The sequence below is a fragment of the Pseudomonas sp. MWU349 genome (assembly GCF_017947325.1).
Lineage (GTDB): Bacteria > Pseudomonadota > Gammaproteobacteria > Pseudomonadales > Pseudomonadaceae > Aquipseudomonas > Aquipseudomonas protegens.
On sequence record NZ_JAFEVP010000001.1, the window covers coordinates 375569 to 400015 of the forward strand.

Consider the following 24447-nt stretch of genomic DNA (forward strand, 5'->3'; position numbering starts at 1 on the left):
AAGGCAGCCAGTGGGGGCTTCATGAAGAGGAATAACAATAAAAACCTGGTGGCATCCGATTTGTTTTCTGCCCATTTCCACAGTCGCAGAAATTGAGACTTGCCCTGACAACTTTCATGAGAACCATCATGTCCCTACAAGAACAACAGACCGACTTGCGCGGCGGCTTCAAGCAAGAAATGCAGACCCGGCACATTGTCATGCTCGCCCTCGGCGGGGTGATCGGCACGGGGCTGTTCCTTACCTCCGGCTACACGGTGAACCAGGCCGGCCCGCTGGGGGCGGTGATCGCCTACATCATCGGTGCGCTGATGGTGTACCTGGTGATGATGTGCCTCGGCGAGCTGGCGGTGCAGATGCCCGAGACCGGCTCCTTCAGCACCTACGCCACGCGCTTTCTCGGCCCCGGCACCGGCTACACCGTGGCCTGGCTGTACTGGCTGACCTGGACCGTGGCCATCGGCTCGGAATTCACCGCCGCCGGGATCCTCATGGCCCGCTGGTTCCCCGAGACCCCGGTGTGGATCTGGAGCGCGCTGTTCGCCATGGTGGTGTTCTTGTCCAACGTGGTGTCGGTGCGGCTGTTCGCCGAGACCGAGTTCTGGCTGTCGCTGGTCAAGGTGGTCACCGTGCTGGCCTTCCTGGCAGTAGGTGGCGGGGCGATCCTCGGCTTTCTGCACATCGACCAGGCCCACAGCATCGGCCTGAGCAACTTCACCCGCGAGGGGCTGTTCCCCACCGGCTTCATGCCGATCGCCATGACCCTGCTGGCGGTGGCCTTCGCCTTCTCCGGCACCGAACTGATCGGCATCGCCGCCGGAGAAACCCGTGACCCGCAACGCAACGTGCCACGGGCGATCCGCACCACGGTGCTGCGCCTGGCGATCTTTTTCGTCGGCACCATCTTCGTCCTCGCCACCCTGTTGCCCCGGGAGCAGGCCGGCCTGGTGGAAAGCCCGTTCGTCACGGTGTTCACCTACATCGGCATTCCGTACTCGGCCGACATCATGAACTTCGTGATCATCAGCGCGTTGCTGTCGGCCGCCAACTCCGGGCTGTACGCCGCCTCGCGGATGCTCTGGACCCTGAGCGACCAGGGCCACCTGCCCAAGCAGTTCTCGGCCCTGACCCGCATGGGCACGCCGCTCAACGCGATCATCGTGAGCATGGCCGGTGGCGCCGCCTCGCTGCTCAGCAGCGTGTTCGCCCCGGACACCATCTACCTGGCCCTGGTGTCGATTTCCGGGCTGGCGGTGGTGGTGGTGTGGATGAGCATCGCCGCCAGCCAGATCGCCTTTCGCCGGCACTTCGTGGCCAATGGCGGCGATGTGCGCGACTTGAAATTCCGTGTCCGTGGCTACCCCTGGGTGCCGTTGGGGGCGCTGCTGTGCTGCGCCCTGGCTTGTGTCGGCATCGGTTTCGACCCCGAGCAGCGCGTGGCCCTGTACTTCGGCCTGCCCTTCATCGCCTGGTGCTACCTGGTGTATTACATTACCCGCAGTAGCCGCCAGCGGCGCCTGTCCCTGGCAGCCCTGGCACGGCCCTCCGATGCCCTGCAGGGTTGAGGGGGGCGCCCGGCGCCCAGGGTGTCCATGAGAGCCAGGCCATGAAGCAGAAAAGCTTGCCCCCGCTGAACTGGCTGCGCGCCTTCGAGGTGTCCGCCCGTTGCCTTAACTTCACCCACGCCGCCGAGGAGTTGTTCCTCACCCAGGGCGCGGTCAGCCAACAGATCCGCCAGCTGGAAAGCCACCTTGGGGTGGCGCTGTTCAAGCGCCTGCCCCGCGGCCTGGACCTGACCGAGGAGGGGCGTTCCTACCTGCCGGTGGTGCAGGATGCCATCAGCCGGTTGGCGGTAGGCACCAACGAAATCTTCGGCCAGCACAAGCGTCGGCCGATCAAGGTGCGCGGCAGCCTGGCGTTCTTCGTCCACTGGCTGGCGCCCAAGCTGCCGACTTTTCAGCAGGCCCAGCCGCAGGTGGACATTCGTTACATCAGCAATATCTGGGTCAAGGAACTGGATGGCGAAGACGACCTGGAAATCCGCTGGGGCCGCGGCCACTGGCCGGGGCTGGTGGCCCAGCGCCTGACCTGGGACAGCCTGTTCCCGGTCTGCGCGCCGGCGCTGCTGGCGCGCCTGCCGTTGCAGGTGCCGGACGATCTGGCCCGCCATCAACTGCTGCACGTACTGGGCTACGAAGAGGGCTGGGGCTACTGGCTTGAACGGGCCGGCGCCAGCCGGGTGGACTCGTCCCGGGGCATGCAGTTCGACACCCTGATTTCGACCCTGCGCATGGCCGAGCTGGGCCAGGGCGTGGCTCTGGCCCGTTCCTCGATGGTCGCCGACATGCTGGCCGATGGGCGTCTGGTGGAGCCCTTCGAGCAGCGTATCGAGGCCAGCGAATCCTTTTACCTGGTGCGCGGCGCCGATGCCGAGCAACACCCCGATGCGCTGAAGTTTTCCACCTGGCTGGTGGAGCAGGCCCATCGCTACAAATGACTGGCCGGAGCCAAGCATGCGCTATGTGAGTACCCGCAGTGCCGCCGAACAGGTGGATTTTGCAACCGTGGTCCTGTCCGGGGTGGCCGCCGACGGCGGGCTTTATGTGCCGCAGCGGCTGCCGTGTTTCAGCCCCCAGGAAATCGCCAACTGGTCGACCCTGGATTACCCCGAACTGGCCTTTCGCGTGCTCAGCCCCTTTGTCGGCGACAGCCTGCCCGAGGCCGACTTCAAGGCGCTGTTGCACAGGGCCTACAGCGGTTTTGGCCACCGCGCGGTGGCGCCCCTGCGACAGATCGACCGCAATGAATGGGTGCTGGAACTGTTCCATGGGCCCACCGGCTCGGCCAAGGATTTTGCCGCGCGCTTGCAGGCGCAACTGGTGGGCTATTTCCTCCAGCGTCGGCAGCGCCGCGGGGTGGTGGTGGGAGCCAGCAACGGCGATACCGCGCTGGCGGCGATCGACGCCTTCAAGGACTGCCCGCAGACCCAGGTGCTGGTGTTCTATCCGCAGCACGGCGTGCCCGAGCAGCAAGGGCAGCAGTTGCAGGCGGCACACAACCCGGGGCTGTGGCGCTTTGCCGTGCAGGGCAGCTTCGACGACTGCCAGACCCTGGTGGGCCGCCTGCTGCGCCAATGGCCCCTGGCCGAGCGCGAGGTGATCGGCTTCAACTCCAGCAATTGGGTCGGGGTCATGGCCCAGCTGGTGCTGTATTTCCATGCCGTGCTGCAACTGGGGGGCGGCCAGCGGCCCATCGGTTTCAGCGTGCCGGCGGCGAGCTTCGCCGAGGTCTATGCCGGCTATATCGTGCAGAAGATGGGCCTGCCCATCACCCAGATGATTGTCGCCACCAACCGCAACGACGCCCTGCACCAGCTGTTCCAGAAGAACCGCTATTGCCGCGCCGAGGCCAGCCAGAGCCTGTCGCCGGCCATGGACCTGTCGCTGTTCGCCAACCTGGAGCGCTTTGTCTGGGAGCTCTATGGCCAGGACCCGCACGCGGTGGCGGGCCTGATGCAGCGCTTTGAAGGCAGCGGCGAGATGACCCTGGACAACGAGTTCTGGTTGCAGGCGCGGATGATCATCGATTCCTACTCGGTGAGCGATGAAGAGACCGGCAAGGAGATCACCAGCCTCTATCGGGACACCGGCTACATCATCGATCCCCATGCCGCCATCGGTGTTCTGGCGGCGCGCCTGTACCGCCGCAGCCTGGTGGCGCCCATGGTCACCCTGGGGGAGATCGCGCCGGCCAAGTCGGCTCGGTTGCTGGGTTCGCTGGGTATTCCCGGGCTGGCGCCGCAACCACTCGCGGCGCCTTCCACGGCGCAGTGGCAGGCACTGGCGGCGGATGATTTTGCCGCCGTACTGCACTGCCTGAAGGCACTGTGATGGGCATCGCGGAGGAGGCTTCATGAAGCGGATCCTGGATCCACTGGACGAACGCATCATCGCCGAGCTGACCCGCAATGCCCGGGCGGCGCATGCCGAGCTGGCGGCCAAGGTCAACCTGTCGCGCAACGCCGTGCGCCAACGCATCGAACGCCTGGAGCGCGACGGCGCGATCCAGGGCTACACCATCCGCGTGGGCGAGGGGCGTGGCGCGGATACCCGGATCAATGCGCTGATCTTCGTCTACCGCTACGACCGCATGCGTGGCGCCGATGTATTGCAGGCGCTGCGGGCGATGCCGGAGATCATCCAGTGCGAAGTACTCAGCGGCGAGTTCGATGTGCTGGTGCGGGTCAGCGCCGCCAGCGCAGAGCGGGTGCACCGGGTGTGGAATGACATCGCCGCCTTGCCCGGGGTGGAAAACACCGTGACCTCCTTTGTCTTGTCCTCTGTGGCCTGAGCGCAGAGCGGATCTTCTGGCCTGCTGTAGCCGCTGCCGAGCCTTTGGCGAGGCTGCGAAAAGGGCCGAAGGACCTTCCTGCGCGGCCAATCAGCATGTTGCGATGAATGGAACCCTGTGTAGTGTCCTGATGGACCGCACCGCCAGGTCTAGCGTCTCCTGCGCAGCCGGGCGCAGTCTTTGGCAGCGGCTACAGGGGGAGTCTTGGTTGCGGGTTTTGCATAGCCAGTGCCTGTGAGCGCAGCCTTTTGCAGCGGTCTCGGGCGCTGGGCAAATTGCTCAGCAAATACAGCAAAACGGCATATTTCACTGCCGGGTCTCGACCCCTAACCTTGTGTCCATCAGCTTCTCAACCCGGATGGAACACAACAAAAATGACTGAATACAACATCGCCCTGGTGGGCTTCGGCGGGGTCAATCGGGCCCTGGCGCAACTGATTGCCGAACGCAATCAGGCGTGGAAAAAACAACTGGGTTTCAGCTTGAAGATCGTTGGCATCAGCGATCTGTTCCTGGGCTCCATCGTCGCTCCCCAGGGGCTGGATGCCGGCCTGCTGAGCAAGCTGCCGGCAACCAAGGGCGCCTTGGCGCAACTGCCCGGCGGCCAGGTGGAGGCGCTCAACGAACAGGTGATCAAGGACTCCGGCGCCGACATCATTGCCGAGGCCACTTTCACCAACCCGGTGGACGGCGAGCCAGCCAGCACCTTCTGCCGTTGGGCCCTGGAGCAGGGCAAGCATGTGGTGACCACCAACAAGGGGCCGATTGCCCTGCACGGCGCCGAGCTCAAGGCCCTGGCCCAGCGCAATCAGGCGGCATTCGAATACGAAGGCGCGGTGATGAGTGGCACCCCGGTGATCCGCATGGCTCAACAGTCCCTGGCGGGCAGTGGGCTACTGGGGTTCGAGGGCATTCTCAATGGCACCTCCAACTTTGTGCTGACCCGCATGGAAGCCGGCCTGGGCTTTGCCGAGGCGGTGGCCGAGGCCCAGGCCCTGGGCTATGCCGAAGCCGACCCAACGGCGGATGTCGAAGGTTTTGACGTGCGCTTGAAGGTGGTGATCCTGGCCAATGAGCTGCTCGGTGCACAGTTGACCGTCAGCGACGTCAGTTGCCGCGGTATCTGCGGCCTGACGGCGGCGGACCTGGAGCAGGCCCGTGCCGAGGGCGCGCGCTGGAAGCTGATCGGTTCGGCCCAACGCCTGGCCGATGGCTCGCTGCAAGCCAGTGTCGAGCCGCGCCTGTTGCCCCTGGCCCATCCGCTGGCGGGCATTGGCGGGGCGATCAACGCGGTGTCGTTCAACACCGAACTGCTGGGCGCGGTGACGGTGTCCGGGCCGGGCGCCGGGCGCATCGAGACCGCCTTTGCCTTGCTCTCGGACATCATTCACATCCACCAGTCGCGCACCTGCCGCTAGGAGCCAGCCCATGAACCTGTCACGCCTGGCGCCGGTCGCCGATTCGATTGATGTCTGCAGCCCCTTCGATGGTCGGCTGATCGGGACCGTGCCACGCCTTGAGGCCTGTGCCGTGCCCTACCTGTTGCAGCAAGCCCGCCAGGGCGTCAGCGACTGCGCGGCGCTGCCGCGCTATCAGCGGGCACGGATTCTGGAGCGGGCGGCCCTGAACATCGAGCGCGACGCCGAGCACTTTGCCCGGCTGATCGTCGATGAAGCGGGCAAGACCCTGAAGCAGGCGCAGAAAGAGGTCAAGCGCTGCATCAACACCCTCAAGCTGTCGGCCGAGGAGGCCAAGCGCAATGCCGGCGAGGTGCTGCCATTCGATGCCTATGAAGGCTCGGAAAACCGCCAGGGCTGGTTCTCTCGCGAGCCCTTGGGGCTGATCCTGGCGATCACGCCTTACAACGATCCGTTGAACCTGGTGGCGCACAAGCTGGGCCCGGCCATCGCCGGGGGCAACGGGGTGATTCTCAAGCCCTCGGAGCTGGCGCCGCTGTCGGCAATCAAGCTGGTGGACTACTTGCGCGATGCCGGCCTGCCGACCTCAGTGGTGACCCTGGCCACCGGCGGCGCGGACCTGGGCAAGGCCCTGGTGGAAGCCCGTGAGGTGCGCATGGTGTCGTTCACTGGGGGCTTCGTCACCGGCGAGCAGATTGCCCGCAGCGCCGGGTTGAAAAAGCTGGCCATGGACCTGGGAGGCAATGCACCGGTGATCGTGATGGCCGACTGCGACCTGGCGGCGACGGTGGAAAGCTGCGTGTCCGGGGCTTTCTGGGCGGCGGGGCAGAATTGCATCGGCACCCAGCGCCTGCTGGTCCAGGCCTCGATCTATGAGGCGTTTCGCGAGGCCTTTGTGCGTCTGGCTCGGGAGCAGGTCAGTGGCGACCCATTGGCCGACAGCACGGATATCGGGCCGATGATCAGCCTGCAGGCGGCGCAGAACGCGCAGAAGGTCGTGGATGAAGCGCTGCAACAGGGCGCGCGTTTGCTCTGTGGGCATCAGCGCCGGGGTTCCTGTTACGCCGCCACGGTGCTGGAGAATGTCGATCATGGCAGTCGGCTGTGGCAGGACGAGGTCTTTGCGCCCGTGGTGGTCCTGCAGCCGTTCGACGATCTGGATCAGGCCATCGCCCTGGCCAACCAGCCCGAATACAGCCTGCACGCGGGGATCTTCACCAATGACCTGCGTATCGCCATGGATGCCGCGCGGCGGATCGAGGCGGGTGGGGTGATGATCAACGACTCTTCCGATTACCGTTTCGATGCCATGCCGTTTGGCGGCTTCAAGTACGGCAGCCTGGGCCGCGAAGGGGTGCGTTTTGCTTATGAAGAAATGACCCAGCCCAAGGTGGTGTGCCTCAACCGCCTGAGCTGAGGCTGATTGCAGCAACACGACAGGTCGTCGGGCACCGGGCAGGTTTGGTCACCTGCCCGGTGTTTTTTTGCTGGCGGTGAGGTGCGGTGAATCGGTCGCGGTACGGGCAGTGGTAAAGTTCGCCGCTTCAGGATGAACGATGCGGGAAGCGGGCCGATGATCAAGCTGTGGTTGCAACAAGGGCGTGGCCTGTGGCTGGCGCTGTTTCTCGGGCTGCTGTTGCCGGCCCTGGTGCACGCCGAGGAGGCGCCGCCGGGGCTGGTGAAGGTGCCCCTGGACCGGCGGGTGATCGACCTGACTGCGACCTTGGATAGCGCCACCCAGGAGCGCATGGCGCACAAGCTGGAGGCGCTGGAGCAGCGCCGCGGCGCGCAGATCGCGGTAATGCTGGTGCCCAACCTGGGCCAGCAGAGCATCGAGGCCCTGAGCAACCAACTGTTTCGCGCCTGGAAGCTGGGGCGCAAGGGGGTAGACGACGGCATCCTGCTGTTGGTGGCGAAGAACGACCACAAGGTGCGGATCGAGGTCGGCTATGGCCTGGAACCTGTGGTCACCGACCTGCTGGCCGGGCAGATCATCGCCCAGGACCTGACCCCGGCCTTTCGTCAGGGCGACTTTGCCGGCGGTATCGACCGTGCCCTGGACGATTTGATCCTGCTGGTGGACGGAGGCTCGTTGCCCGAGCCTGCGGGGCTGGCGGTGCCGCTTGAAGCCTATGCCTTGCTGCTGGCGTTCGTTTTCGGCTCGGTGGCGGGGGTGATGCTGGCCGCCGGCTGGAACTGGCGCCGGGTGCTGGGGGGCGCAGTGGTGCTGATGGCGGTGCTGGTGGGAGCCGTGGGCGGCCAGGAGTGGCTGGCGCAGTTGTTCCTGGTGCCGCTGTGCATGTTGATCGGCGGGGCAACCTTCGCCGGGCTGTGGCAGGCGCGGCGGGTGTTCTACGGGGTGCTGGGGCTGCTGCTGTACATCGGTCTGCTGACCCTGGTCAGCCAGTATCTGGGCCGTTTGACTTTCCTCTACGGCCTGGCCTGGCCGGCGGGGGTACTGCTGGTGCTGGGCGCCCATTGGCTGCTGTATTGGATGATGCGCAACAGCTGGCGCAAGAGCCCTCGGAGCTTTTTGTGGCGTTTTGCCGTGTTGCTGACGCTGGTTCTGTTGATGGGCCTGGGTGTGGATGCCTGGCAGGCGGCCCAGCGTTGGCTGACGGTCGTGCCGTTTGCCTATTTCCTGAGTTTCATACTATTTGCCGGCGGCAGTGGCTTTCGCTGGAGCAGCGGCGGTGGCAGCAGCAGTGGCGGCCACTCAAGCTCGGGTGGCGGTTTCTCCGGGGGCGGCGGTTCCAGTGGCGGTGGCGGGGCGTCGGGCAGTTGGTGAGGCTGGGCGCGGTAATGATCACGCAGCCGTCCTGCTCTCCCAAGCCTGCGGGGCCGGGCAACGGGTCGAGGGCGGCCCGCGCTTCAAGGCCCGCCAGGGCGGGGCGAAGAACCGGAACAAGGGGTGAGTGCGGGGCGGTCGGGAATGGCAGGGCGCTGCTGGAGCGAGCCACACCCGACAGCGCTCAGGCACGAGGGGCAGGTGTTTCAGTCGTGCAGCAGGTTCGAGCCGTACTCGTTGAAACTGTTGCCCAATGCGCTGTTGCCGTTGAGATTCAGGTTGCTCACGCCACCGCCAAGCCGGCATTTGTCCGAGTAGCAGGGGTGGGTGGTCGCACTGGAGCAGGCGCCCAGTAATAGGGTGGCGCCGATCAGCAACACCTTGAGGCAGTTCAACTTCATTTTCAGCGTCTCCAGAGCAGGGCCAGGGATAGAACGAACCGGTGCCTCATCCTACGCCGTTACATCCTGATACACATTACCAATCAGGCGTGCCCGGAAAAAATATCTGCCGCACTTACAGGATGCCGGCGTGGCACAGGGCTGCTCAGCGCCGTGAGGGCAATTGTGTCCTCGGGCCAGACCCGGTAGAAAGGCGCAACGCATTCAGAAAACAGATACCAGCATGAGCGACATTGAGAAACCCAATAGCCGCCTGTTCGACCTCGACTTGCTGCGGGCCATTGTCACGGTGGCCGACTGCGGCAGTTTCACCACGGCCGCTGCCCGCCTGCATTCCACCCAATCCACCATCAGCCAGAAGATCCGCCGCCTGGAGGAGATGGTCGGGCAGCGCCTGCTTGAGCGCGGCAATCGCGATGTGTTGCCCACCGATGCCGGCGAGACCCTGCTGGGGTATGCCCGGCGCCTGCTGGCACTGAACGATGAAATGTTCGAGGCGCTGTCCGGGGCCACGGTGGTGCTGACGGTGCGTATCGGCGTGCCGGACGACTTCGCTGCCGGGCGCACCACCGAGCAACTGGCTGCGTTCAACCGGCGCTATCCCCAGGTCAAGCTGGAGGTCACCAGCGGCATGAGTCGCGACCTCAACGCCAGTTATGACCGTGGCGAACTGGACCTGGTGGTGCTCAAGCAACTGCGCAACAGCCGCGAGGCACTGGCCTGCTGGCCGGAAAAGACCCGCTGGGTGGATAGCGCGAAAAACCCCTGCATCGATCTCGACCCGCTGCCTATCGTTACCTTCCCGCCGCGCGGGGTGTACCGCGATGCCATGATCAATGCCCTGGAGGCGGTGGGCCGGCGCTGGCATATCAGCTTCACCAGCTCCAGCCTCAGCGGCCTGCAGTCGGCCATTGCCGATGGCATGGGCATAGGCCTGCTGCCATTGCGTGCGGTCACGGCGGGCCACCAGGTCCTGTCCAAAAGCACCGGGCTGCCGTCGGTGGACGTGTTCGAGGTGGCGTTGCTGCACCGCCCGGCGGCGGACCCCATGGTCAAGGAGCTGGCGCGAGTCTTGTCGCGGGTGCTGGCCCAGGACACTCAGGGCTGAAGTCGTTAGGCATTCGATAAATGAATATAGCGGATTCCAGTATTTAATTTGTGCATGCGCGTAACGCTGGATATCGTGGTGGCCAGCAGCGGTCCGCGCCGCTTCCCTGGCGCGTCGACCCGCAGGTTTGTTCACCCTGGCGGCGTTGCCGCGCGGGGCAGCAAAACAACAACGAGGAGAGTCTCCATGTCCAAAACCACCTATTACGCGCCTCACGGCGGGCACCCGGCACAGACCGAACTGCTCACCGACCGCGCAATGTTCACCGAAGCCTACGCCGTGATCCCCAAGGGCGTGATGCGCGACATCGTCACCAGCCACCTGCCGCACTGGGACAACATGCGCATGTGGGTCATCGCTCGTCCGCTGTCGGGTTTCGCCGAAACCTTTTCCCAGTACATCGTTGAAGTCGGCGCCAATGGCGGTAGCGACAAGCCCGAGCAGGACCCCAACGCCGAAGCGGTACTGTTCGTGGTCGAAGGCGAGGTCAACCTGACCCTGCAAGGCCAGGTGCATGTCCTCAAGCCCGGCGGCTATGCCTTTATCCCACCGGCTGCCGACTGGAAGCTGCGCAACACCAGCGGCACCGAGGCGCGTTTCCACTGGATCCGCAAGCACTACCAGAAAGTCGATGGCGTGCCATACCCGGACGCTTTCGTCACCAACGAGCAGGACATCGAACCGCGGGTCATGCCCGATACCGAAGGCCGTTGGAGCACCACCCGTTTTGTCGACATGAGCGACATGCGCCATGACATGCACGTCAACATCGTCAACTTCGAGCCGGGCGGCGTGATTCCGTTCGCCGAGACCCATGTCATGGAGCACGGCCTGTACGTCCTGGAAGGCAAGGCGGTATATCGCCTGAACCAGGATTGGGTCGAGGTCGAGGCCGGTGACTTCATGTGGCTGCGCGCCTTCTGCCCACAGGCCTGCTACTCCGGCGGCCCGGGCCGTTTCCGCTACCTGCTGTACAAGGATGTGAACCGCCAGATGCGCCTGACCCTCAACGCAGCGCATTGATCCGACGGCAGTACAGGGGCCGTTCTGGCCTCCGCACTGCTGAACGGCGAGTGACAGGAACCGGCGATCATTCGCCGGTTTTCTTTTGTCTGAGGGGCACGGTTGCTGCCTATGCCTAGGACTCTCGCTGACCGAGCCGCGCGATCAAACCTTCAAGGGCCGGACGCTTGTCCTGCCACTCCTGGCGAGTAATGCCCAGCAGCACTACGTCGATTCGCTCGCCGTCTTTCAGAATGTTCTGGCGCCGCAGGCCTTCCTGTACGAATCCAAATTTCAGGTGCAGCCTGATCACCGCTGTGTTGCTTGCGAGCACCTCGCAGTTGAGTTTGTCCAGGGCGGCTTGATTGAAGGCATAGTCGAGCAACCAGAACTCCATGAGACTGCCCAGGCCTTTGCCTTGAAGCTCGGCGTCCAGGTAGAACGCCCAGTCGGCAGTTTTCTGCAGGGCATTGATGGCGTTCAGGGACACGACCCCCAAGGCTTGCCCGGCATCGACCGCGACAAACACCTCCTGACGCGGGTTGCCTTGAAGGCTGCTCAGCCAGTTTGCATGCTCCTGTTCGCTGATTTCATGGGAGGTGTACATGTATTTGCGCACCTCCTGCTGGTTGCGCAGCGCGCGCACTTGGGCTTGAACGGTGGGGCTGCTAGCAAGCAAAGGAATGAGCTGCATGGGAGGGTCCTGGATTGGAGACGAGCCTGAGGTGCGATCTTCAGGCGCGAAGATTCTTTCAGACTAGAGATTATTCGGCCAGCAAGCTTGCTGCAGGTGTCGGGAGATGCTGGAGGTTCGCTTCAAGCGAGGTGGGATCGGCCTGGGCGGCCAGTGCCGGTTTGTATGAGGGCTGGGTGTAATCAGGGAGGGAGCGCTGTTGCGCTGCCCTCACATCTCGATCGTTGGAATGGTGGTCTTGCCGCAGCTTATAAGTTGCCCTGCGGTTACCTGGAGCCCATTGCTGGGCTTGATGCTGTAGCCGATAAGAACGCCTGCCATTACCAAGGCCATGTATAGAGCCGTTTTTCTCAAGATCATGCCGGTGCCCACTGAATGATTGATCGGAAAGCGTGCAGCACTGATTGCCATTCCGGAAAAAGGTTCCTGCTACAGGTGAGTAACGGATACAGCGTGTGGCATTGGCCAGGGTTGTCGATTGGCTTGCCTTATCGGTAAAGTCCCAGCGCGTCGTCAGCGTGCTTGTCAGTCGTCCTAATCCACCTGCGGACACAGTCCATGGTTCATTCGGACCACCTTGCCAGCTACGTCAGTGCGAGCCTGGGAGTTGCATCGCCTCGCACCGCGCTATTTGACAACGCGAGTCAGGAAAGCCGGCTCGATCAGGGCGACACCGTCACCGCCGACGATGACAGGGCACTCATCAAGCGGCTAGCAGAGCAGGGCGGTTTCCCAGCGATGCAGCCTGCGTCGAAGGCTGGATCTGCGATGAGGGGGGCGCCAACCTCTCGACAAAATCATCCGCCCTGCTCACATCAGCTTCACCAATGAATGCCGGGATGCTTATTGGCTCAAGTACCTCTCTGCTTAGCCGCCGACTCTCTATAGCGTCGAGATATCTGCTCGAGTCCTTTCGCCGACGCTGCAGGATCAGTACTTCCATGGAGCCACGAAATGCTTGAAGAGCCGTTTTTTCCTTACCAGAGCCTGGCGTCCGACTTGCTCGCTTTCCTGCCTGAGGACAGCACGGACGGCTCTCACGATCTATCTCATATTCATCGGGTCTGGATGAATGTTCGGCGCCTGCAGGACAAGGAAGGTGGGGACCTGGAGGCGTTGCTTGCCGCAACCCTCTTGCACGATTGCGTGGCCGTCGAGAAAAACTCGCCATTGCGGTCGCAGGCATCCACTCTTTCGGCCAATAAAGCAGCGTCTATTCTGCAGCGCATGGGCTGGCCTGCCCCGCGTGTTGAGCTTGTTGCCCACGCGGTCCAGGCTCATAGCTTCTCCGCGGGCGTCGAACCCCTCACCCTGGAAGCCAGGATCCTTCAGGACAGCGACCGCCTGGACGCCATCGGCATGATCGGAGTCGCCCGTTGTTTCTACATCGCTGGGCGAATGGGCTCTGCGCTGTACGACATCACAAACCCCACCGCCATTGGCAGGCCTTATCAAGACAAGCGTTTTACCATTGAGCACTTCCACACCAAGCTACTCTCCCTTGCCTCCGGATTTCAGACGGTCGAAGGGGCGCGGTTGGCGGCAGTCAGGCATGCGCGTCTGAAGGATTTCCTGGACGGATTCATGGAGGAGATCGGAGCTCCCGATTAATCGTCAGGCCGTAGGCCTGACGCGCAAGGCCAGGAACACCGGGCCGAAGGGGAAGGTGCTGACTTCCAGCTCATCCAGGGGATTGAGCGTGCGCGTGCGGCCCCCTGCGTTGCTGTAGATCATGTGGCTGCTCGATACCGCGATGTTGATCTTGCCTGCTGCAGCCTGGATCAGAGTGGCCTTGAACCCTTCAGTCACATCGTCACCTATCGTGAGCGTGACGTCGGTGTCGCTAATGACCAGGATCGACTTACCTGAATCCGCCATGGTCAGGGGCCTGCTGCCGGTGATCGAGACATTGGGGTGCACATGGCCCCCGGCGTGGTAGCTGACCATCCTGGGGTCGGCGAAGACGCGGGCGAAGGAGCCGACATAATTGACACTGGCGCGCATGTCATCGAATTGTTCGACCACATAGGTGCCGATGCTGCCCGAGACTTCGCCGTTGGGGTCCATGACCCATTTGCGTCCCACCATCAGCCCGATCTGGGTGTTGGCTCGTACACCGGCACGCATCTCCTCGAGAAACAGTTGGCTGATCTGGCCGCCGCCTTTGCCCTGGGCATAGGTAAAGCGTGCTATGGAGTGGCTGTCCCCGGTAGGGCTGCCTTGGGCTGTATCGACTCGGTAGTCGACAAAGTCCGCTGATACGGTGGTGGTCGTGGTGTTGGCGTTAGGTGCCCAGGTGAAATCCAAGACCCTTCCGGTTTTCACCTGCTCCAGCGATGTGGTGGTCTGCGAGGTCGTAGTAGAGCCTGACTGCTTCAAATCATCGTTCATGCTGCTCATCCTTAAGTGAAGTGTGTGTTTGAGTGCGGGCCGAAATGGCCCGGGGCATATAACCGCCGCCATATCGCCACTTTTCCTGAAAAACCGTGGTGTCTCGATTGATACGTATGGAGTTCCTGCCGCGCTCCAGGGGCGTGAGGGGAAGCAGACAATCGGCTGTTGCGCTGCCTCCAGTGTGTGCGGTGCTGACTAGAGTTGGTTGCTGTATATATATACAGCAATCGAAGCTTGAGTACGGCGCGACTTGCGCCGACGAACTGTAGGGGGGAGGGGGTGGTGCTGGGTCGGCAGAATGCCGGAGGCGGGCTACAACAGTACCCGTTCAATCCACAGCTGTAACTGAAGCGTCCGAATGCGCCCGCCCTGAGCGGGTTTTTTATTGCCTGGAGAAAACACAATGCCACTCACAGAGCCGCAATCGCTGCAGAACCTCCCCAGCGCCCGCCTGTTGCGGGCGTTTTTCAACCGCGCCATGGCCCGCTGGAAGATCGAAAGGCTGGTGCGTCAGGCGGTGTTCCTGGCCCAGGTGGGCCATGAGCCCGGTCAACTGCGCAACAGCGCTTCGGTAATGCTGTTTACGGCGGGCGTATGGGCAATGGCCTGGAGGCCACGGGCGACGGCTATCGCTTCCGTGGCCGCGGCCTGATCCAGCTCACCGGCAGATCGAACTACCGCGCCGTCGGCGAAAGGCTGGGCCTGCCGCTTGAAGCCCCGCCCGAATTGCTCAAGCAACCAGAGCAGGCTGCTCAGTCTGCGGCCTGGTGGTGCTCGCTGTGCTCTGGAGGATCGGCTGCAAGCGAATGACGAAACCCACTACAAGGAATTGCGCGACGCTCAATCGAATCAGGTTCGCCTGGGTGACAAGCTTGCGACTACTGAGCTGCGGTTGTCAGTCCTACTCGCCAGCACCGCCACGGGTGGTGGCGCGGGTTGCCAGCTGCCACCGGCGCCGGCGGCCTGGTTCATGGAGCAGCGAGAGCCGAACTTGCCCCAGCGGCTGCTCAACGAATTGTCGCCATTGCCGGAGAGGGTGACCAAGGATTGATCGCTTTGCGGGCGTGTCAGGTGTACGTCTGAGAATCATCAACGTTAGCGTCGTTTGTTACCTATTGATCTGCTTTAGCTTTAAAAAACAAGGTGCCTGGCAGGCACCTTGAATGATATTTTTCAATTAATTACTTAGTGGGGTAAGAACGCGACCGTTGTCTTTCACGTCTGTATTTCCAACCACAATTGAACTATCAGACTGTACATAATATGGCTTTTCAGTGCCTCCTTTTCTCAATGAGAGTACAAAACCCCGGCTATCGCTTCTATCCCAGGTATCTGATCCGTCTACGCTGAGAGCAAAGTAACCAGTTTTGCCGTTATCGCCCCACTGGTTAATGGCAACTTCAATTTTATTTGATGAATTGTTTTTGACGTTAATGCTCATGTCTATATTCCTTTTAGACTGATGGTTGTAGGTTTTAGTTGCCCGGCTCTCTCCCTAGGCAATTGAGGGCAGTATGGCCGTATGCACCGCCTTTAGGGCTTTTAATCGGAATAGGCAACCACTCGCAAGCGTAGCTGCATTGTTGAAAGCAGCCAATTTTTTACGGCTTGCAAGGGAGGCTCACGTCTCTTCTTATATCCAAAGAACATAGTGAGTGATCCATCAAGCCTGGTGGCAGATGTAGATCAAAGCCGGAACAGGGGGAGTGATGTGTGAGCGGGCCTACGATGGCATCGCCAAGGGCTCGCTCAGTTCAGGGCCGTGATTGTTGAGGTTACCGACGGCAGTGCCGACCTTGAAACACTCGAAGGCCTCGGCGGGCTCGTGCTGGTGCAAAGCCATCTGCTCGGCGCGCTCGTTGGGCGTTGCAGGGTCGAGCCATTTCCGAACCAGGTCCGGGGCCATGACTACCGGCCGGCGGTCGTGAATGTGGACCACTACCCAGTGTACTGCGTATGTTCTCAGCCGCATCAGCAACTGCTTCGTAGCGCCACTCAGTTTGATAACTCGATGATGGGGGCTTCGAGGGCCGGTGGATGTTCGTAGAGCTTTGAAAGCAGAGAAGGGATGGGGGCCGTTGTTTCTCCATGGAGTGAAGAAGCTTATATTTTTTAGACCCCCGAAGACTATTCATAAGTAATGGTGTAAGTGGTAGTGGCGTTAGCCTCACCCGCCTTGAGCTTCTCCACACTTCTGTAATAACGAGCCTGAAGGGGAATGTCGAAGGCTCCTTCGATGGTTTGAACGCCTACATCTAAAGACTTCCCAAATGTCACAGGCTCATTATTGGATAGTATCTGAATCTTCACACCTTGGGCGGTATTTACTGAAGCAGGGTTGCTCAGATTGAGTAATCCTTTGGTATTGTCATAAACACCGGTGGGGCCTGCGTCGAGGGTGAGTTTGACTTTGGTCCCGGTGTCGCAGTTAAGGGGGATCGAAAAGGGTTTCTCCGCAGCAGTCATGCCTATGTTACTTAGTTCGTGGGTTTCGACGTTGTCAAGTGGGACTTTGATGTTTGCGGTTTTAATTGTGCAACCATGCGTGATCACCGTGAATGGTGTGGTGTGTAAGTATGATTCTGGATTGTGCCAATCATTTTTGTTGTTGCGCAATATTAGGGAGGCTACTTTATATCCGTTTTTTCTGCCGGGAGTGATGTTCCCAATTTTGTAAAATACTAATTTTATATAACCTTGTATTGGTTTCTTTGAAAATGTTCCATTTATAAAGCAAAAAAGATTGTAGTCACCATCCTTCAAGGGAAAGAGATAGTTGTTGCAAGTGTTGGGGCTGTTGGCGTATATGGCATATCCTATTCCGGCTGAATTTGAACCTAATTTATAAATATTCAGCCCATTTATTTTGGGTGCCGCAATGCCATATCCCTTGATGCCAAATTCTTGATAGCTGAATCCTTTTGTGCAGGAAAATGCATCGATAGTTGTAGAAAGAGCTCCGATCTCTGTTCCTATGGGGGTGTCTCGTCGTATTGTTAAATCAGGAATATTTAAGAAAGTGGTCTCATTGTTTGTAGTGCATTCCCCCGCGAAGCCAAGAGCCGAGTAGAAAAATAATATCGTGGCGATAAGTTTTCCTTTCATTGAGTTCAAACGTAGGAGTTGTTGGCTGCTGGTAGGGGGGCCGTAGATAAGTAGCATTTTTCTTTGGTCAGTTTTTGAGTTTGAAGTAGCCTAGTTTATTAATTGCGTTGGCTATTGAGTGTAAGGCGTTTCTGAATTTTCTTGCGGCTACAGCTATGGAGCGTCGCCAATGATCTGTGGGGGGGGCTGTTCGAGGGCCGGCTATGTATAGATCTCATGATGAGTTATGTGCGGCGCACAGGGCGCCTTGGTGGATCCGATACGAGCGAGTGCTGGTTACCGCGGTAGAGGCTTGCCAGTAATTGCCGGGGGCGGACGCCGACAGGGATCTGATGACGCAGATCCTCATTCGCCCGGTCCTTGCACCGGACACCTAACTCAAGGTTGCTGACTTTCTGCCTCAGCCCCGCAGCTTCTCCGGCCTTTACACGCAGCCTGGCCCGGGCCACGTCGCGGCTCTTCTCGGTCTGCGCCTGCAAGTTGGCCCGCTTGTAGATGCTTTCCCGGGCGCGCACAGCTGCAGGTGATATGTTGTTTGCAGGTTTCCAAGGGGGGGATACCTGATCTCAATCACCGGGGAGAGCATGCAGGGAGCAGGTATTTTCGAAGGCGATTTGGCGGTCGTTGACCGCTCGATTGAACCTGCCCATGGTCACATCGTGGTGGCGTTACTGAACAACGACCCGGTATGCAAGCGACTGTGCAAGCGTGGGTCGGAAGTGGTCCTGCTGTCGGAAAACCCCAAGTACCCGGCCCGCTACATCCTTGAGGGTGATGAACTGTCGATCTGGGGCGTGATCACTAGCACTGTACGCAGTCATGTCTAAGCGCAATGAGCCGGTGTTTGCCCTGATCGACTGCAATAGCTTCTATGCCAGTTGCGAGCGAGTGTTTCGCCCTGATCTGGCAAAGGTGCCGATTGTTGTGCTGAGCAATAACGACGGTTGTGTCATTGCGCGCAGCTACGACGCAAAGCCCCTCATCAAAATGGGAGAGCCGTATTTTCAAATCAAGCACAAGCTGAGGCAGCACGGCATTGTGGCGTTCTCTTCGAACTATGCCCTCTACGGCGACATGAGCGAGCGGGTGATGTCGTTAATCGAGTCGATGGTGCCGGCAGTCGAGGTGTATAGCATCGATGAAGCCTTCGCAGATCTCACGGGAATCAATAGCCTTGAGCAGTTCGGCCGCCAGATCCGGGCCCAGGTGCTGCGCTGTTCAGGCATTCCGGTCGGTGTAGGAATCGCATCTACAAAGACACTCGCCAAGTTGGCAAACCATACTGCCAAGCGTCTACAGGCGCAGACGGGTGGGGTTGTAGATATCACCGACCCAGCTAAGCGGGATTGGGTGTTGCGAAACACTGATGTCGCCGAGGTGTGGGGGGGCGGCCGACGGATGAAGGTCCATCTGGATGGGATGGGAATCAAGTCTGCTATGGACCTGGCCAGAGCCGATCCGTGGACGTTGCGCAAAAATTTCAGTGTCGTGATCGAGAAGACGGCGCGGGAGCTGGCGGGCACACCGTGCCTGGAGCTGGACGAACCAGACCCGCCGAAGCAAGAAATCTGCTGCAGCCGGATGTTTGGGAAGCGGCTAACCGAGTTGGCCCCTATCAAGGAGGCGGTTGCTACTTACATGATGAGAGCCTCGGAAAAGCTACGGGCTCAGAACTCATTGTGTAAGAAAATCCGCGTCAGCATTCGCACGGGCATGTTTAACCCCGAGGAAGCCAAGTATGCAAACGGTGTCCTGGTGGAACTGCCGTATCCAACCAATGACGTCAGACTCATGACGAAAATGGCTGTGGAAGCGCTGGACCGCGTTTTCAGGCCGGGTTTCAAATACAGTAAGGCTGAGGTCATGTTGTTGAATCTGTGCCAGCCAGGCGAGTACACCGGCGATCTCTTCGCAGTGGCGCAACCGTCGGGAACCGATAAGGTGATGAAGGTTCTGGACCAGATCAACAGTCGCTGGGGGAGGGGCACACTCCGTGCTGCCAGCGTCCCTACCAACCCCGATTGGGGTATGCGCCGGGAGATGATGAGCCAGAGTTACACGACGAAGCTTGATCAGCTTTGGAAGGTGTCCTGCAACTGAGGAATTCGTGGGGCAAAAATGGGGCAATCTGTACGCCAATCAATGCCATTTAATGCCAAATGGCACTGTCTCTTGCTTTGTCAAAAAAGCCCTACAGCCCTTGTTGCCCGGGGCTGTAGGGCTTTTTTGCGTTAATACCCGAGCACAATCGGCGTGTGATTGTCTCCTTTCGACCCATAGCTGACGGTGGTGATAGGCAGAAGTCGGCCAAGTAGAGGTTCATGCAATCAATGAAGTAATCTGACGCATAGCCAACGTCGCCATTGGCATCAAGTCGCTCGTTGATTTCTCGCGTTTTGAACCTCAATGCTGATAACCCAGTGAAAAAGGATAATCATGAATATCTGCAAATGTTTTCAATGCAATACATGCGGCATAAAAATCGATTGCAGAATTGGCATGTCAAACAGAGACATTCAACCATTCCAATTCGCTTGTCCAAAATGCGAAGAGCGAATTTCATTTGTTTTTGGTCAGCTAGATGGTGAATTGCTGGGGGCCACAGAACTGGAAGGTTTTAAGGGCCCTTTTAATGGGACTAACCCGTTTGTTGATCTGCACTTGGATTTTCCAGCTTACTTCGGCGTTTACGTAAAGGGCAGGACGACCTTTCTCAGAGTTACGCAAGAAATCGGCCATCAATCTTACCAGCATTTAAATCTACGCTTGAACATGCTAAATACGCTCTACCCGATGCAAAATGACTTGAGAAGTGTTATTACCCAGTACAAGCGTGGGGATATAGATAATTTTGAAAAAACTTGTGCAAAAATACCCGAAGCCAATCTAAAGTCGCGTAAAAAAGAGGATGTGCTAACCGCGCTATATACCGCTACATCCGTGATGTCTTCGCCGTTTACAATCCACGAGCATAACTCTGAAATAAGCACAAAGGCATCTGAGCTATTCATGTGGTTGCACCAATACCAAAATGAAAAGACAGTTGCATTTATTGACGAAATATTAGGCAATGGATTCCTCAAGAATCTGCACAATGATTGCTTATCGTTGTATCCAAAATTGATTGCAATGGATTTACCGTTCCGCTCAGCATTTTTCTACGATTATGCGAACGTTGAAAACCTTGGCAAAATTCCCGCTCGAATATCTACAGCAGACTTCGATGTTTGCAGTAACTATTATAAGGATTTGGCAGAAGTTTTCTCGCGCCAACTTACTTTCTTGGCAGGGTTGAACAACCTCATAAAGCGAGGGGATAGTGATCTTTTTGAGTCGTCTCTGAAGCTGACGAGAGCTCAGAAGATCAGGCCTGAGCTTGAGAATCTGAATTCATTTTCGAATGTAGATCTGGGAAGTAAATTAGCGTTTATAGACGACTGCTTCTATCGGATTGATATGGATGCCATTGATAACAAACTAAGGAATGGTATTGCTCATTATAAATATGAGTACAAAGAATCTGCGCAAACAATAACTTATTATCCTGGCAAAGAAGGTATGAGTCGGGTTAAGTATTACGAAATCTCCTTCATGGATTTTATCAGAAAATCGCTCCTATTGTTTAGGGAGGTGCATGGTGTTAATCACATCATGAAGGCAGCACTTTTTTATTGCGTATTGATTCTAAAGAAAGAAATCTAATGTCGTCCCTGTTGGCTCTTGCAGCCTAGGGCGACAGGCAGCAATGCTGCGCGCTACGGGTAAGAACGACGACACCTGTTTATCAATTTCGATGCAAACTGCCCTTCGTCGAGGGCAGCTATGGGCTGATTTCTGCCGGTAAAGGCCACCCTGTACCGGCCTGTTGATCATCAGGAAGGGGTTAGCCTGGTTTGCAGTTGCCGAACTGGTTGCTGGCTAGGGAAGTTAGGTCGTGGGGCAAAAATGAGGTAATCCGTATGCCAATCAAAGCCATTTAATGCCAAACGGTGCGATCTCTTGCTCTGTAAAAAAGCCCTACAGCCCTTGTTATTCTGGGCTGTAGTTTTTTTGCGTTACTACCCGAGCACAATCGGCGTGTGATTGTCTCATTTCAACCCACGGCAGCCAGATGTAGACCTGTATTTAGGCTGCATTAAGCGCTAGGTAATTCGAAACCAGTGGTATCAAATCGCTCTGCATGTAGATCCCAGGTTCGGCGATCTTGGTAGCAAAGGTAAAATTCGCATTTTGGGTGCTTTAAGTGAACCCGTGGTAACTGGTTGTCATGATCATCTACTAGGGCGGGGAAATATCTGGCTCCTAGGTAGACAGCTTTAATGGCGGAGCTAGGTATCTTGAAGTCTTGGTGTCGTACTTGTGGCGTGTAGTCAACGCGGCGTGCCACCCTGATTTCCTCTTCGTATGACCAATGCAAGGATTTATAGAGGAACAGTTTTTCAAGTATCAGTCTGTCATGCTGAGCCGTAATTTCGTCGTGGTAAGGGAGGTGTTCACCATCCACGTTAGGCCTGACGGTCGTGTAGATCACGTTGCCGGAGTTGGCAGAGATAATGTTGGCCTCTTTGCATTCAAGGCCCGCCTCTTCGGTGTCTATAGCTATCACTCCTCCCTTGTGGTTCTCGCCGTAGTGAGCCCACATCAGAGGGTTGAGCGGGTTTCGAGTTAGGGAAAGGATGCCTATCCCATTTCTGATCATGAAAAGTTTGTCGGCATTGGTCGAGCCAACTGCGTGAATGTTCAACCCTTCTTGCGTCAGCTCTGCGGCAGCTGCACAGTCGAAGGGATCGTTAAAGTTGATCGGCTTCGTGAACCTGATTGTTCGTAGGTTTAGGCATGCGTCCAGCCCTTGTAGGGTCATGTATTTGTAAATAAGCATCACAGCTCCTATGTGGCAGATTTGGCTAACCGCAGCACTCAACCCAATTTTTAACCCTGTATCGACTATCTCAATCCAGGTTGTAGGCACCAGGACTCCTTATGGCAGGTAGGAAGATGGGATGCCGGATGTGATGAGTCCTTGGTTTTGGTCTGGTGTTTCTTTGATAGCACGAACTTTGATCGAAGTATGACTGGATCGCTGCTCCTTCCTTTCATTTTGCTTGTTCTATGCTACAGCAAAGAATTTAATTTAATTAATGCGCTGAAATATAAGAGGTTTTTTACTTAGTGCGCCCAATCCATCATCGAAGCGATGCAGCAACTACTTCCGTCCAGTAACTGCAATGTGTGGTGCGTAGCAAGAATCGGCCATCCTTAGGCTAGCAAAATCCAAGCCAGCACCCCGGTCGGACCATAGGTTCTGGGGCTCTGTCGGCAAGGTGCCGTAGGGGGGAGTTGCGGAAAGTTAAGAAATGATGCGGAAACGGTCAGATGGTGACGGTAAGCGACCGTGAGCAGCAGACACAAAAAAGCCCTGAAAAATCAGGGCTTTCTCGTTGAGATTTGGCGGAGGCGTAGAGATTCGAACTCTAGGACCTGTTACAGTCGGCGGTTTTCAAGACCGCTGCCTTAAACCACTCGGCCACACCTCCAGATCGCATTGCGGGCGCCATAATACCCGAATGAAACACACTGTCAAACTCTCTGCGTCGCGAGTTACAGAGCCTCTGTTATCATCCATGCCACTAAATGTTTCCCCCAACAGGAGTGTCGCCATGCGCGAACAGGATTACGCAGTTAACAACGGCGTGCAGGCCGAGCAGCTAGAGGTTAGCCGCGTCCTGCGCAACACTTACGGCCTGCTGGCCCTGACCCTCGCGTTCAGTGGGGTGATGGCCTATGTGGCACAGCAGATGCGTGTCGGTTATCCGAACATCTTCGTGGTGCTGATCGGCTTCTACGGTCTGTTCTTCCTCACCAACAAACTCCGTGACTCGGCCTGGGGCCTGGTGTCGGCTTTCGCCTTGACCGGTTTCATGGGCTTTCTGCTCGGCCCGATTCTCAACCGTTACCTGGGCATGCAGGGCGGCGCCGAAGTGGTCAGTTCGGCCTTTGCCATGACGGCACTGGTATTCGGCGGTCTGTCGGCCTATGTGCTGATCACCCGCAAGGACATGAGCTTCCTCGGCGGCTTCATCACCGCTGGTTTCTTCGTCCTGATGGGCGCCGTGCTGGCCAGCCTGTTCTTCCAGATCAGCGGCCTGCAACTGGCGATCAGCGCCGGCTTCGTGCTGTTCTCCTCGGTGTGCATCCTGTTCCAGACCAGCGCCATCATCCACGGCGGCGAGCGTAACTACATCATGGCCACCATCAGCCTGTATGTATCGATCTACAACCTGTTCGTCAGCCTGCTGCAACTGTTCGGCATCATGGGTCGCGATGACTGATCACAGGTGCTGAGCCATTGAAAAAAGCCCGCTTCGGCGGGCTTTTTGTTGCCCAGGTTTTCTTTGGCTGTTCAGCTTTTCGACGCGCCCATACCTGTAGCTGTGGGGTGGTCAGTAGATGGGAGATGGCCAGTGCGCTGAACAGTGCAGGCCGCAGGGCTCGCTGTTCGTGTTCCGTCCGGCGCAGCCAAGGCGCCGGGGCGCAGAGGGATGTGTATTCCAATCAAGGCCCGGAGAGGGTCATGGGTTATTTGAATGCGGGGCGGCATCGATTCCAGGGGTTCTGGGTTTGACCAGGCATGAGCCTATAGCCAGAACTCTGGTTTTTTGCCCTGTCAGAGCTTCTTCATTTCGTGCCTTTGGAGTGCCTGCAAGGCGTTTTTTCGGACCTGGAAGCTGCCTATTCCAGGGGCGGCAGGCGCCGTTTGATCGGCGATTTCTTGACAATCGCGGTGTTGGTCTCGGCGTAGTGATTGAGGTGGTCCAGCAGGCTGTCCAGTTGTTCCATGGAGCGCACCTGGAGACGGGCAATGAAGCAGTCGTCGCCGGTGACCTTGTCGCATTCGGTGAACTCGGCAATCGCCAGGATCTGCCGTTCGACCTCCTGCAACTTGCCCGGCAAGGGGCGGATGCGGACGATGGCCTGCAATTGGTAACCGAGAAACCTGGGGTCGATCTCCAGGGTGTAGGCGCTGATCACGCCGCGTTCTTCCAGCCGGCGCAAGCGCTCCGAGACGCTGGGGGCGGACAGCCCGCTGATCTGCGCCAGGGCTTTGAGGGAGCGTCGCGAGTCCTGCATCAGGGCGCTGATCAGGGTTTGGTCGATGGCATCCAGCATGGCGATCTCGTTAGGTGAAT

General features: G+C 58.6%; 21 protein-coding genes, 1 tRNA gene and 4 pseudogenes. 16 read left to right on the forward strand and 10 right to left on the reverse strand.

Going from position 1 to position 24447, the window contains the following annotated elements; all coding sequences use genetic code 11:
- Positions 1 to 128: 128 nt before the first annotated feature.
- The 7 genes from KCG88_RS01645 to KCG88_RS01675 all read left to right on the forward strand — a co-directional run bounded on the left by KCG88_RS01645 (position 129) and on the right by KCG88_RS01675 (position 8556).
- Positions 129 to 1565: an amino acid permease gene (locus tag KCG88_RS01645; RefSeq protein WP_047337253.1), complete on the forward strand. Its 1437-nt coding sequence runs from the start codon at positions 129 to 131 to the stop codon at positions 1563 to 1565.
- Positions 1566 to 1606: 41 nt separating this feature from the next.
- Positions 1607 to 2497 (forward strand): LysR substrate-binding domain-containing protein, encoded by an 891-nt coding sequence (locus tag KCG88_RS01650; protein ID WP_047287854.1) that lies wholly within the window; start codon positions 1607 to 1609, stop codon positions 2495 to 2497.
- A 16-nt stretch (positions 2498 to 2513) separates the two neighbouring features.
- Positions 2514 to 3890 carry a threonine synthase gene (thrC, locus tag KCG88_RS01655; RefSeq protein WP_210711585.1) on the forward strand — a complete coding sequence of 459 codons (1377 nt, stop codon included), beginning with the start codon at positions 2514 to 2516 and terminating at the stop codon, positions 3888 to 3890.
- 22 nt (positions 3891 to 3912) lie between these two features.
- Positions 3913 to 4350, forward strand: coding sequence for an Lrp/AsnC family transcriptional regulator (locus tag KCG88_RS01660; RefSeq protein ID WP_210711586.1), 438 nt, complete (start codon positions 3913 to 3915; stop codon positions 4348 to 4350).
- A 374-nt stretch (positions 4351 to 4724) separates the two neighbouring features.
- Positions 4725 to 5768, forward strand: coding sequence for a homoserine dehydrogenase (locus tag KCG88_RS01665; protein ID WP_210711587.1), 1044 nt, complete (start codon positions 4725 to 4727; stop codon positions 5766 to 5768).
- Positions 5769 to 5778: 10 nt separating this feature from the next.
- Positions 5779 to 7185 (forward strand): aldehyde dehydrogenase family protein, encoded by a 1407-nt coding sequence (locus KCG88_RS01670; RefSeq protein WP_210711588.1) that lies wholly within the window; start codon positions 5779 to 5781, stop codon positions 7183 to 7185.
- 156 nt (positions 7186 to 7341) lie between these two features.
- Positions 7342 to 8556 (forward strand): TPM domain-containing protein, encoded by a 1215-nt coding sequence (locus KCG88_RS01675; RefSeq protein ID WP_210711589.1) that lies wholly within the window; start codon positions 7342 to 7344, stop codon positions 8554 to 8556.
- Between the two features lie 206 nt (positions 8557 to 8762).
- Here the strand turns inward: KCG88_RS01675 and KCG88_RS01680 are convergent, their stop codons facing one another.
- Positions 8763 to 8957 (reverse strand): hypothetical protein, encoded by a 195-nt coding sequence (locus KCG88_RS01680; protein WP_210711590.1) that lies wholly within the window; start codon positions 8955 to 8957, stop codon positions 8763 to 8765.
- Between the two features lie 223 nt (positions 8958 to 9180).
- Here KCG88_RS01680 and KCG88_RS01685 point away from each other — a divergent pair, with 223 nt between their 5' ends.
- Both KCG88_RS01685 and KCG88_RS01690 read left to right on the forward strand, forming a co-directional pair.
- The gene (locus KCG88_RS01685; protein WP_047337246.1) at positions 9181 to 10065 is read left to right on the forward strand and encodes a LysR substrate-binding domain-containing protein; all 885 of its coding nucleotides are present in this window, start codon (positions 9181 to 9183) and stop codon (positions 10063 to 10065) included.
- Between the two features lie 186 nt (positions 10066 to 10251).
- A complete protein-coding gene (locus KCG88_RS01690; RefSeq protein WP_011062092.1) occupies positions 10252 to 11088 on the forward strand; it encodes a bifunctional allantoicase/(S)-ureidoglycine aminohydrolase in 837 nt (278 codons plus the stop codon).
- Positions 11089 to 11203: 115 nt separating this feature from the next.
- Here the strand turns inward: KCG88_RS01690 and pseH are convergent, their stop codons facing one another.
- Complete coding sequence (gene pseH, locus KCG88_RS01695) at positions 11204 to 11761, reverse strand: UDP-4-amino-4,6-dideoxy-N-acetyl-beta-L-altrosamine N-acetyltransferase (RefSeq protein ID WP_011062091.1); 558 nt, start codon at positions 11759 to 11761, stop codon at positions 11204 to 11206.
- 210 nt (positions 11762 to 11971) lie between these two features.
- Positions 11972 to 12172 carry a hypothetical protein gene (locus tag KCG88_RS01700; RefSeq protein ID WP_019094218.1) on the reverse strand — a complete coding sequence of 67 codons (201 nt, stop codon included), beginning with the start codon at positions 12170 to 12172 and terminating at the stop codon, positions 11972 to 11974.
- A 543-nt stretch (positions 12173 to 12715) separates the two neighbouring features.
- On the opposite strand from KCG88_RS01700, the gene KCG88_RS01705 reads away from it, so the two are divergent.
- The gene (locus KCG88_RS01705) at positions 12716 to 13372 is read left to right on the forward strand and encodes an HD domain-containing protein (RefSeq protein ID WP_210711591.1); all 657 of its coding nucleotides are present in this window, start codon (positions 12716 to 12718) and stop codon (positions 13370 to 13372) included.
- A gap of 3 nt (positions 13373 to 13375) precedes the next feature.
- Here the strand turns inward: KCG88_RS01705 and KCG88_RS01710 are convergent, their stop codons facing one another.
- The gene (locus KCG88_RS01710; RefSeq protein WP_210711592.1) at positions 13376 to 14224 is read right to left on the reverse strand and encodes a hypothetical protein; all 849 of its coding nucleotides are present in this window, start codon (positions 14222 to 14224) and stop codon (positions 13376 to 13378) included.
- Positions 14225 to 14558: 334 nt separating this feature from the next.
- Between KCG88_RS01710 and KCG88_RS01715 the strand changes: the two are divergent.
- Both KCG88_RS01715 and KCG88_RS01720 read left to right on the forward strand, forming a co-directional pair.
- Positions 14559 to 14926, forward strand: a pseudogene (locus KCG88_RS01715) (glycoside hydrolase family 19 protein); the annotation flags it as partial.
- Between the two features lie 4 nt (positions 14927 to 14930).
- Positions 14931 to 15238: pseudogene (locus tag KCG88_RS01720) on the forward strand (lysis system i-spanin subunit Rz); the annotation flags it as partial.
- Between the two features lie 94 nt (positions 15239 to 15332).
- On the opposite strand, the gene KCG88_RS01725 reads toward KCG88_RS01720, so the two are convergent.
- The 3 genes and pseudogenes from KCG88_RS01725 to KCG88_RS01735 form a co-directional block, all read right to left on the reverse strand.
- Positions 15333 to 15596 (reverse strand): hypothetical protein, encoded by a 264-nt coding sequence (locus KCG88_RS01725; protein ID WP_073698917.1) that lies wholly within the window; start codon positions 15594 to 15596, stop codon positions 15333 to 15335.
- A gap of 282 nt (positions 15597 to 15878) precedes the next feature.
- Positions 15879 to 16094, reverse strand: a pseudogene (locus KCG88_RS01730) (SOS response-associated peptidase family protein); the annotation flags it as partial.
- A 188-nt stretch (positions 16095 to 16282) separates the two neighbouring features.
- Positions 16283 to 17260 carry a fimbrial protein gene (locus KCG88_RS01735; RefSeq protein ID WP_158498267.1) on the reverse strand — a complete coding sequence of 326 codons (978 nt, stop codon included), beginning with the start codon at positions 17258 to 17260 and terminating at the stop codon, positions 16283 to 16285.
- Between the two features lie 557 nt (positions 17261 to 17817).
- Between KCG88_RS01735 and KCG88_RS01740 the strand changes: the two are divergent.
- From KCG88_RS01740 to KCG88_RS01750, 3 genes and pseudogenes are all read left to right on the forward strand, one after another.
- Positions 17818 to 18087 (forward strand): annotated as a pseudogene (locus KCG88_RS01740) (S24 family peptidase); the annotation flags it as partial.
- Positions 18080 to 19360, forward strand: a complete 1281-nt coding sequence (gene umuC / locus KCG88_RS01745; protein ID WP_210711595.1) for a translesion error-prone DNA polymerase V subunit UmuC — start codon at positions 18080 to 18082, stop codon at positions 19358 to 19360. The pseudogene KCG88_RS01740 and the gene umuC, both read left to right, overlap by 8 nt.
- A gap of 336 nt (positions 19361 to 19696) precedes the next feature.
- The gene (locus tag KCG88_RS01750; RefSeq protein ID WP_210711596.1) at positions 19697 to 20962 is read left to right on the forward strand and encodes a hypothetical protein; all 1266 of its coding nucleotides are present in this window, start codon (positions 19697 to 19699) and stop codon (positions 20960 to 20962) included.
- A gap of 433 nt (positions 20963 to 21395) precedes the next feature.
- Here KCG88_RS01750 and KCG88_RS31180 read toward each other — a convergent pair whose 3' ends face one another.
- Both KCG88_RS31180 and KCG88_RS01760 read right to left on the reverse strand, forming a co-directional pair.
- Entirely contained in the window at positions 21396 to 22229 is an 834-nt protein-coding gene (locus tag KCG88_RS31180) for a DUF2971 domain-containing protein (protein ID WP_144420543.1), read from the reverse strand.
- A 477-nt stretch (positions 22230 to 22706) separates the two neighbouring features.
- Positions 22707 to 22794, reverse strand: a tRNA-Ser gene (locus KCG88_RS01760).
- 123 nt (positions 22795 to 22917) lie between these two features.
- On the opposite strand from KCG88_RS01760, the gene KCG88_RS01765 reads away from it, so the two are divergent.
- The gene (locus KCG88_RS01765) at positions 22918 to 23589 is read left to right on the forward strand and encodes a Bax inhibitor-1/YccA family protein (protein WP_011062013.1); all 672 of its coding nucleotides are present in this window, start codon (positions 22918 to 22920) and stop codon (positions 23587 to 23589) included.
- A 400-nt stretch (positions 23590 to 23989) separates the two neighbouring features.
- On the opposite strand, the gene KCG88_RS01770 is transcribed toward KCG88_RS01765, so the two are convergent.
- Entirely contained in the window at positions 23990 to 24427 is a 438-nt protein-coding gene (locus KCG88_RS01770; RefSeq protein ID WP_011062012.1) for an Lrp/AsnC family transcriptional regulator, read from the reverse strand.
- Positions 24428 to 24447: the final 20 nt, after the last annotated feature.

What these genes read in the sequence shown, in the direction of transcription:
- KCG88_RS01645 (WP_047337253.1), top strand. Translation starts at nt 129, where the DNA reads ATGTCCCTACAAGAACAACAGACCGACTTGCGCGGCGGCTTCAAGCAA.
- KCG88_RS01650 (WP_047287854.1), top strand. Translation starts at nt 1,607, where the DNA reads ATGAAGCAGAAAAGCTTGCCCCCGCTGAACTGGCTGCGCGCCTTCGAG.
- thrC (WP_210711585.1), top strand. Translation starts at nt 2,514, where the DNA reads ATGCGCTATGTGAGTACCCGCAGTGCCGCCGAACAGGTGGATTTTGCA.
- KCG88_RS01660 (WP_210711586.1), top strand. Translation starts at nt 3,913, where the DNA reads ATGAAGCGGATCCTGGATCCACTGGACGAACGCATCATCGCCGAGCTG.
- KCG88_RS01665 (WP_210711587.1), top strand. Translation starts at nt 4,725, where the DNA reads ATGACTGAATACAACATCGCCCTGGTGGGCTTCGGCGGGGTCAATCGG.
- KCG88_RS01670 (WP_210711588.1), top strand. Translation starts at nt 5,779, where the DNA reads ATGAACCTGTCACGCCTGGCGCCGGTCGCCGATTCGATTGATGTCTGC.
- KCG88_RS01675 (WP_210711589.1), top strand. Translation starts at nt 7,342, where the DNA reads ATGATCAAGCTGTGGTTGCAACAAGGGCGTGGCCTGTGGCTGGCGCTG.
- KCG88_RS01680 (WP_210711590.1), bottom strand. Translation starts at nt 8,957, where the DNA reads ATGAAGTTGAACTGCCTCAAGGTGTTGCTGATCGGCGCCACCCTATTA.
- KCG88_RS01685 (WP_047337246.1), top strand. Translation starts at nt 9,181, where the DNA reads ATGAGCGACATTGAGAAACCCAATAGCCGCCTGTTCGACCTCGACTTG.
- KCG88_RS01690 (WP_011062092.1), top strand. Translation starts at nt 10,252, where the DNA reads ATGTCCAAAACCACCTATTACGCGCCTCACGGCGGGCACCCGGCACAG.
- pseH (WP_011062091.1), bottom strand. Translation starts at nt 11,761, where the DNA reads ATGCAGCTCATTCCTTTGCTTGCTAGCAGCCCCACCGTTCAAGCCCAA.
- KCG88_RS01700 (WP_019094218.1), bottom strand. Translation starts at nt 12,172, where the DNA reads ATGGCAATCAGTGCTGCACGCTTTCCGATCAATCATTCAGTGGGCACC.
- KCG88_RS01705 (WP_210711591.1), top strand. Translation starts at nt 12,716, where the DNA reads ATGCTTGAAGAGCCGTTTTTTCCTTACCAGAGCCTGGCGTCCGACTTG.
- KCG88_RS01710 (WP_210711592.1), bottom strand. Translation starts at nt 14,224, where the DNA reads ATGGCGGCGGTTATATGCCCCGGGCCATTTCGGCCCGCACTCAAACAC.
- KCG88_RS01725 (WP_073698917.1), bottom strand. Translation starts at nt 15,596, where the DNA reads ATGAGCATTAACGTCAAAAACAATTCATCAAATAAAATTGAAGTTGCC.
- KCG88_RS01735 (WP_158498267.1), bottom strand. Translation starts at nt 17,260, where the DNA reads ATGAAAGGAAAACTTATCGCCACGATATTATTTTTCTACTCGGCTCTT.
- umuC (WP_210711595.1), top strand. Translation starts at nt 18,080, where the DNA reads ATGTCTAAGCGCAATGAGCCGGTGTTTGCCCTGATCGACTGCAATAGC.
- KCG88_RS01750 (WP_210711596.1), top strand. Translation starts at nt 19,697, where the DNA reads ATGAATATCTGCAAATGTTTTCAATGCAATACATGCGGCATAAAAATC.
- KCG88_RS01765 (WP_011062013.1), top strand. Translation starts at nt 22,918, where the DNA reads ATGCGCGAACAGGATTACGCAGTTAACAACGGCGTGCAGGCCGAGCAG.
- KCG88_RS01770 (WP_011062012.1), bottom strand. Translation starts at nt 24,427, where the DNA reads ATGCTGGATGCCATCGACCAAACCCTGATCAGCGCCCTGATGCAGGAC.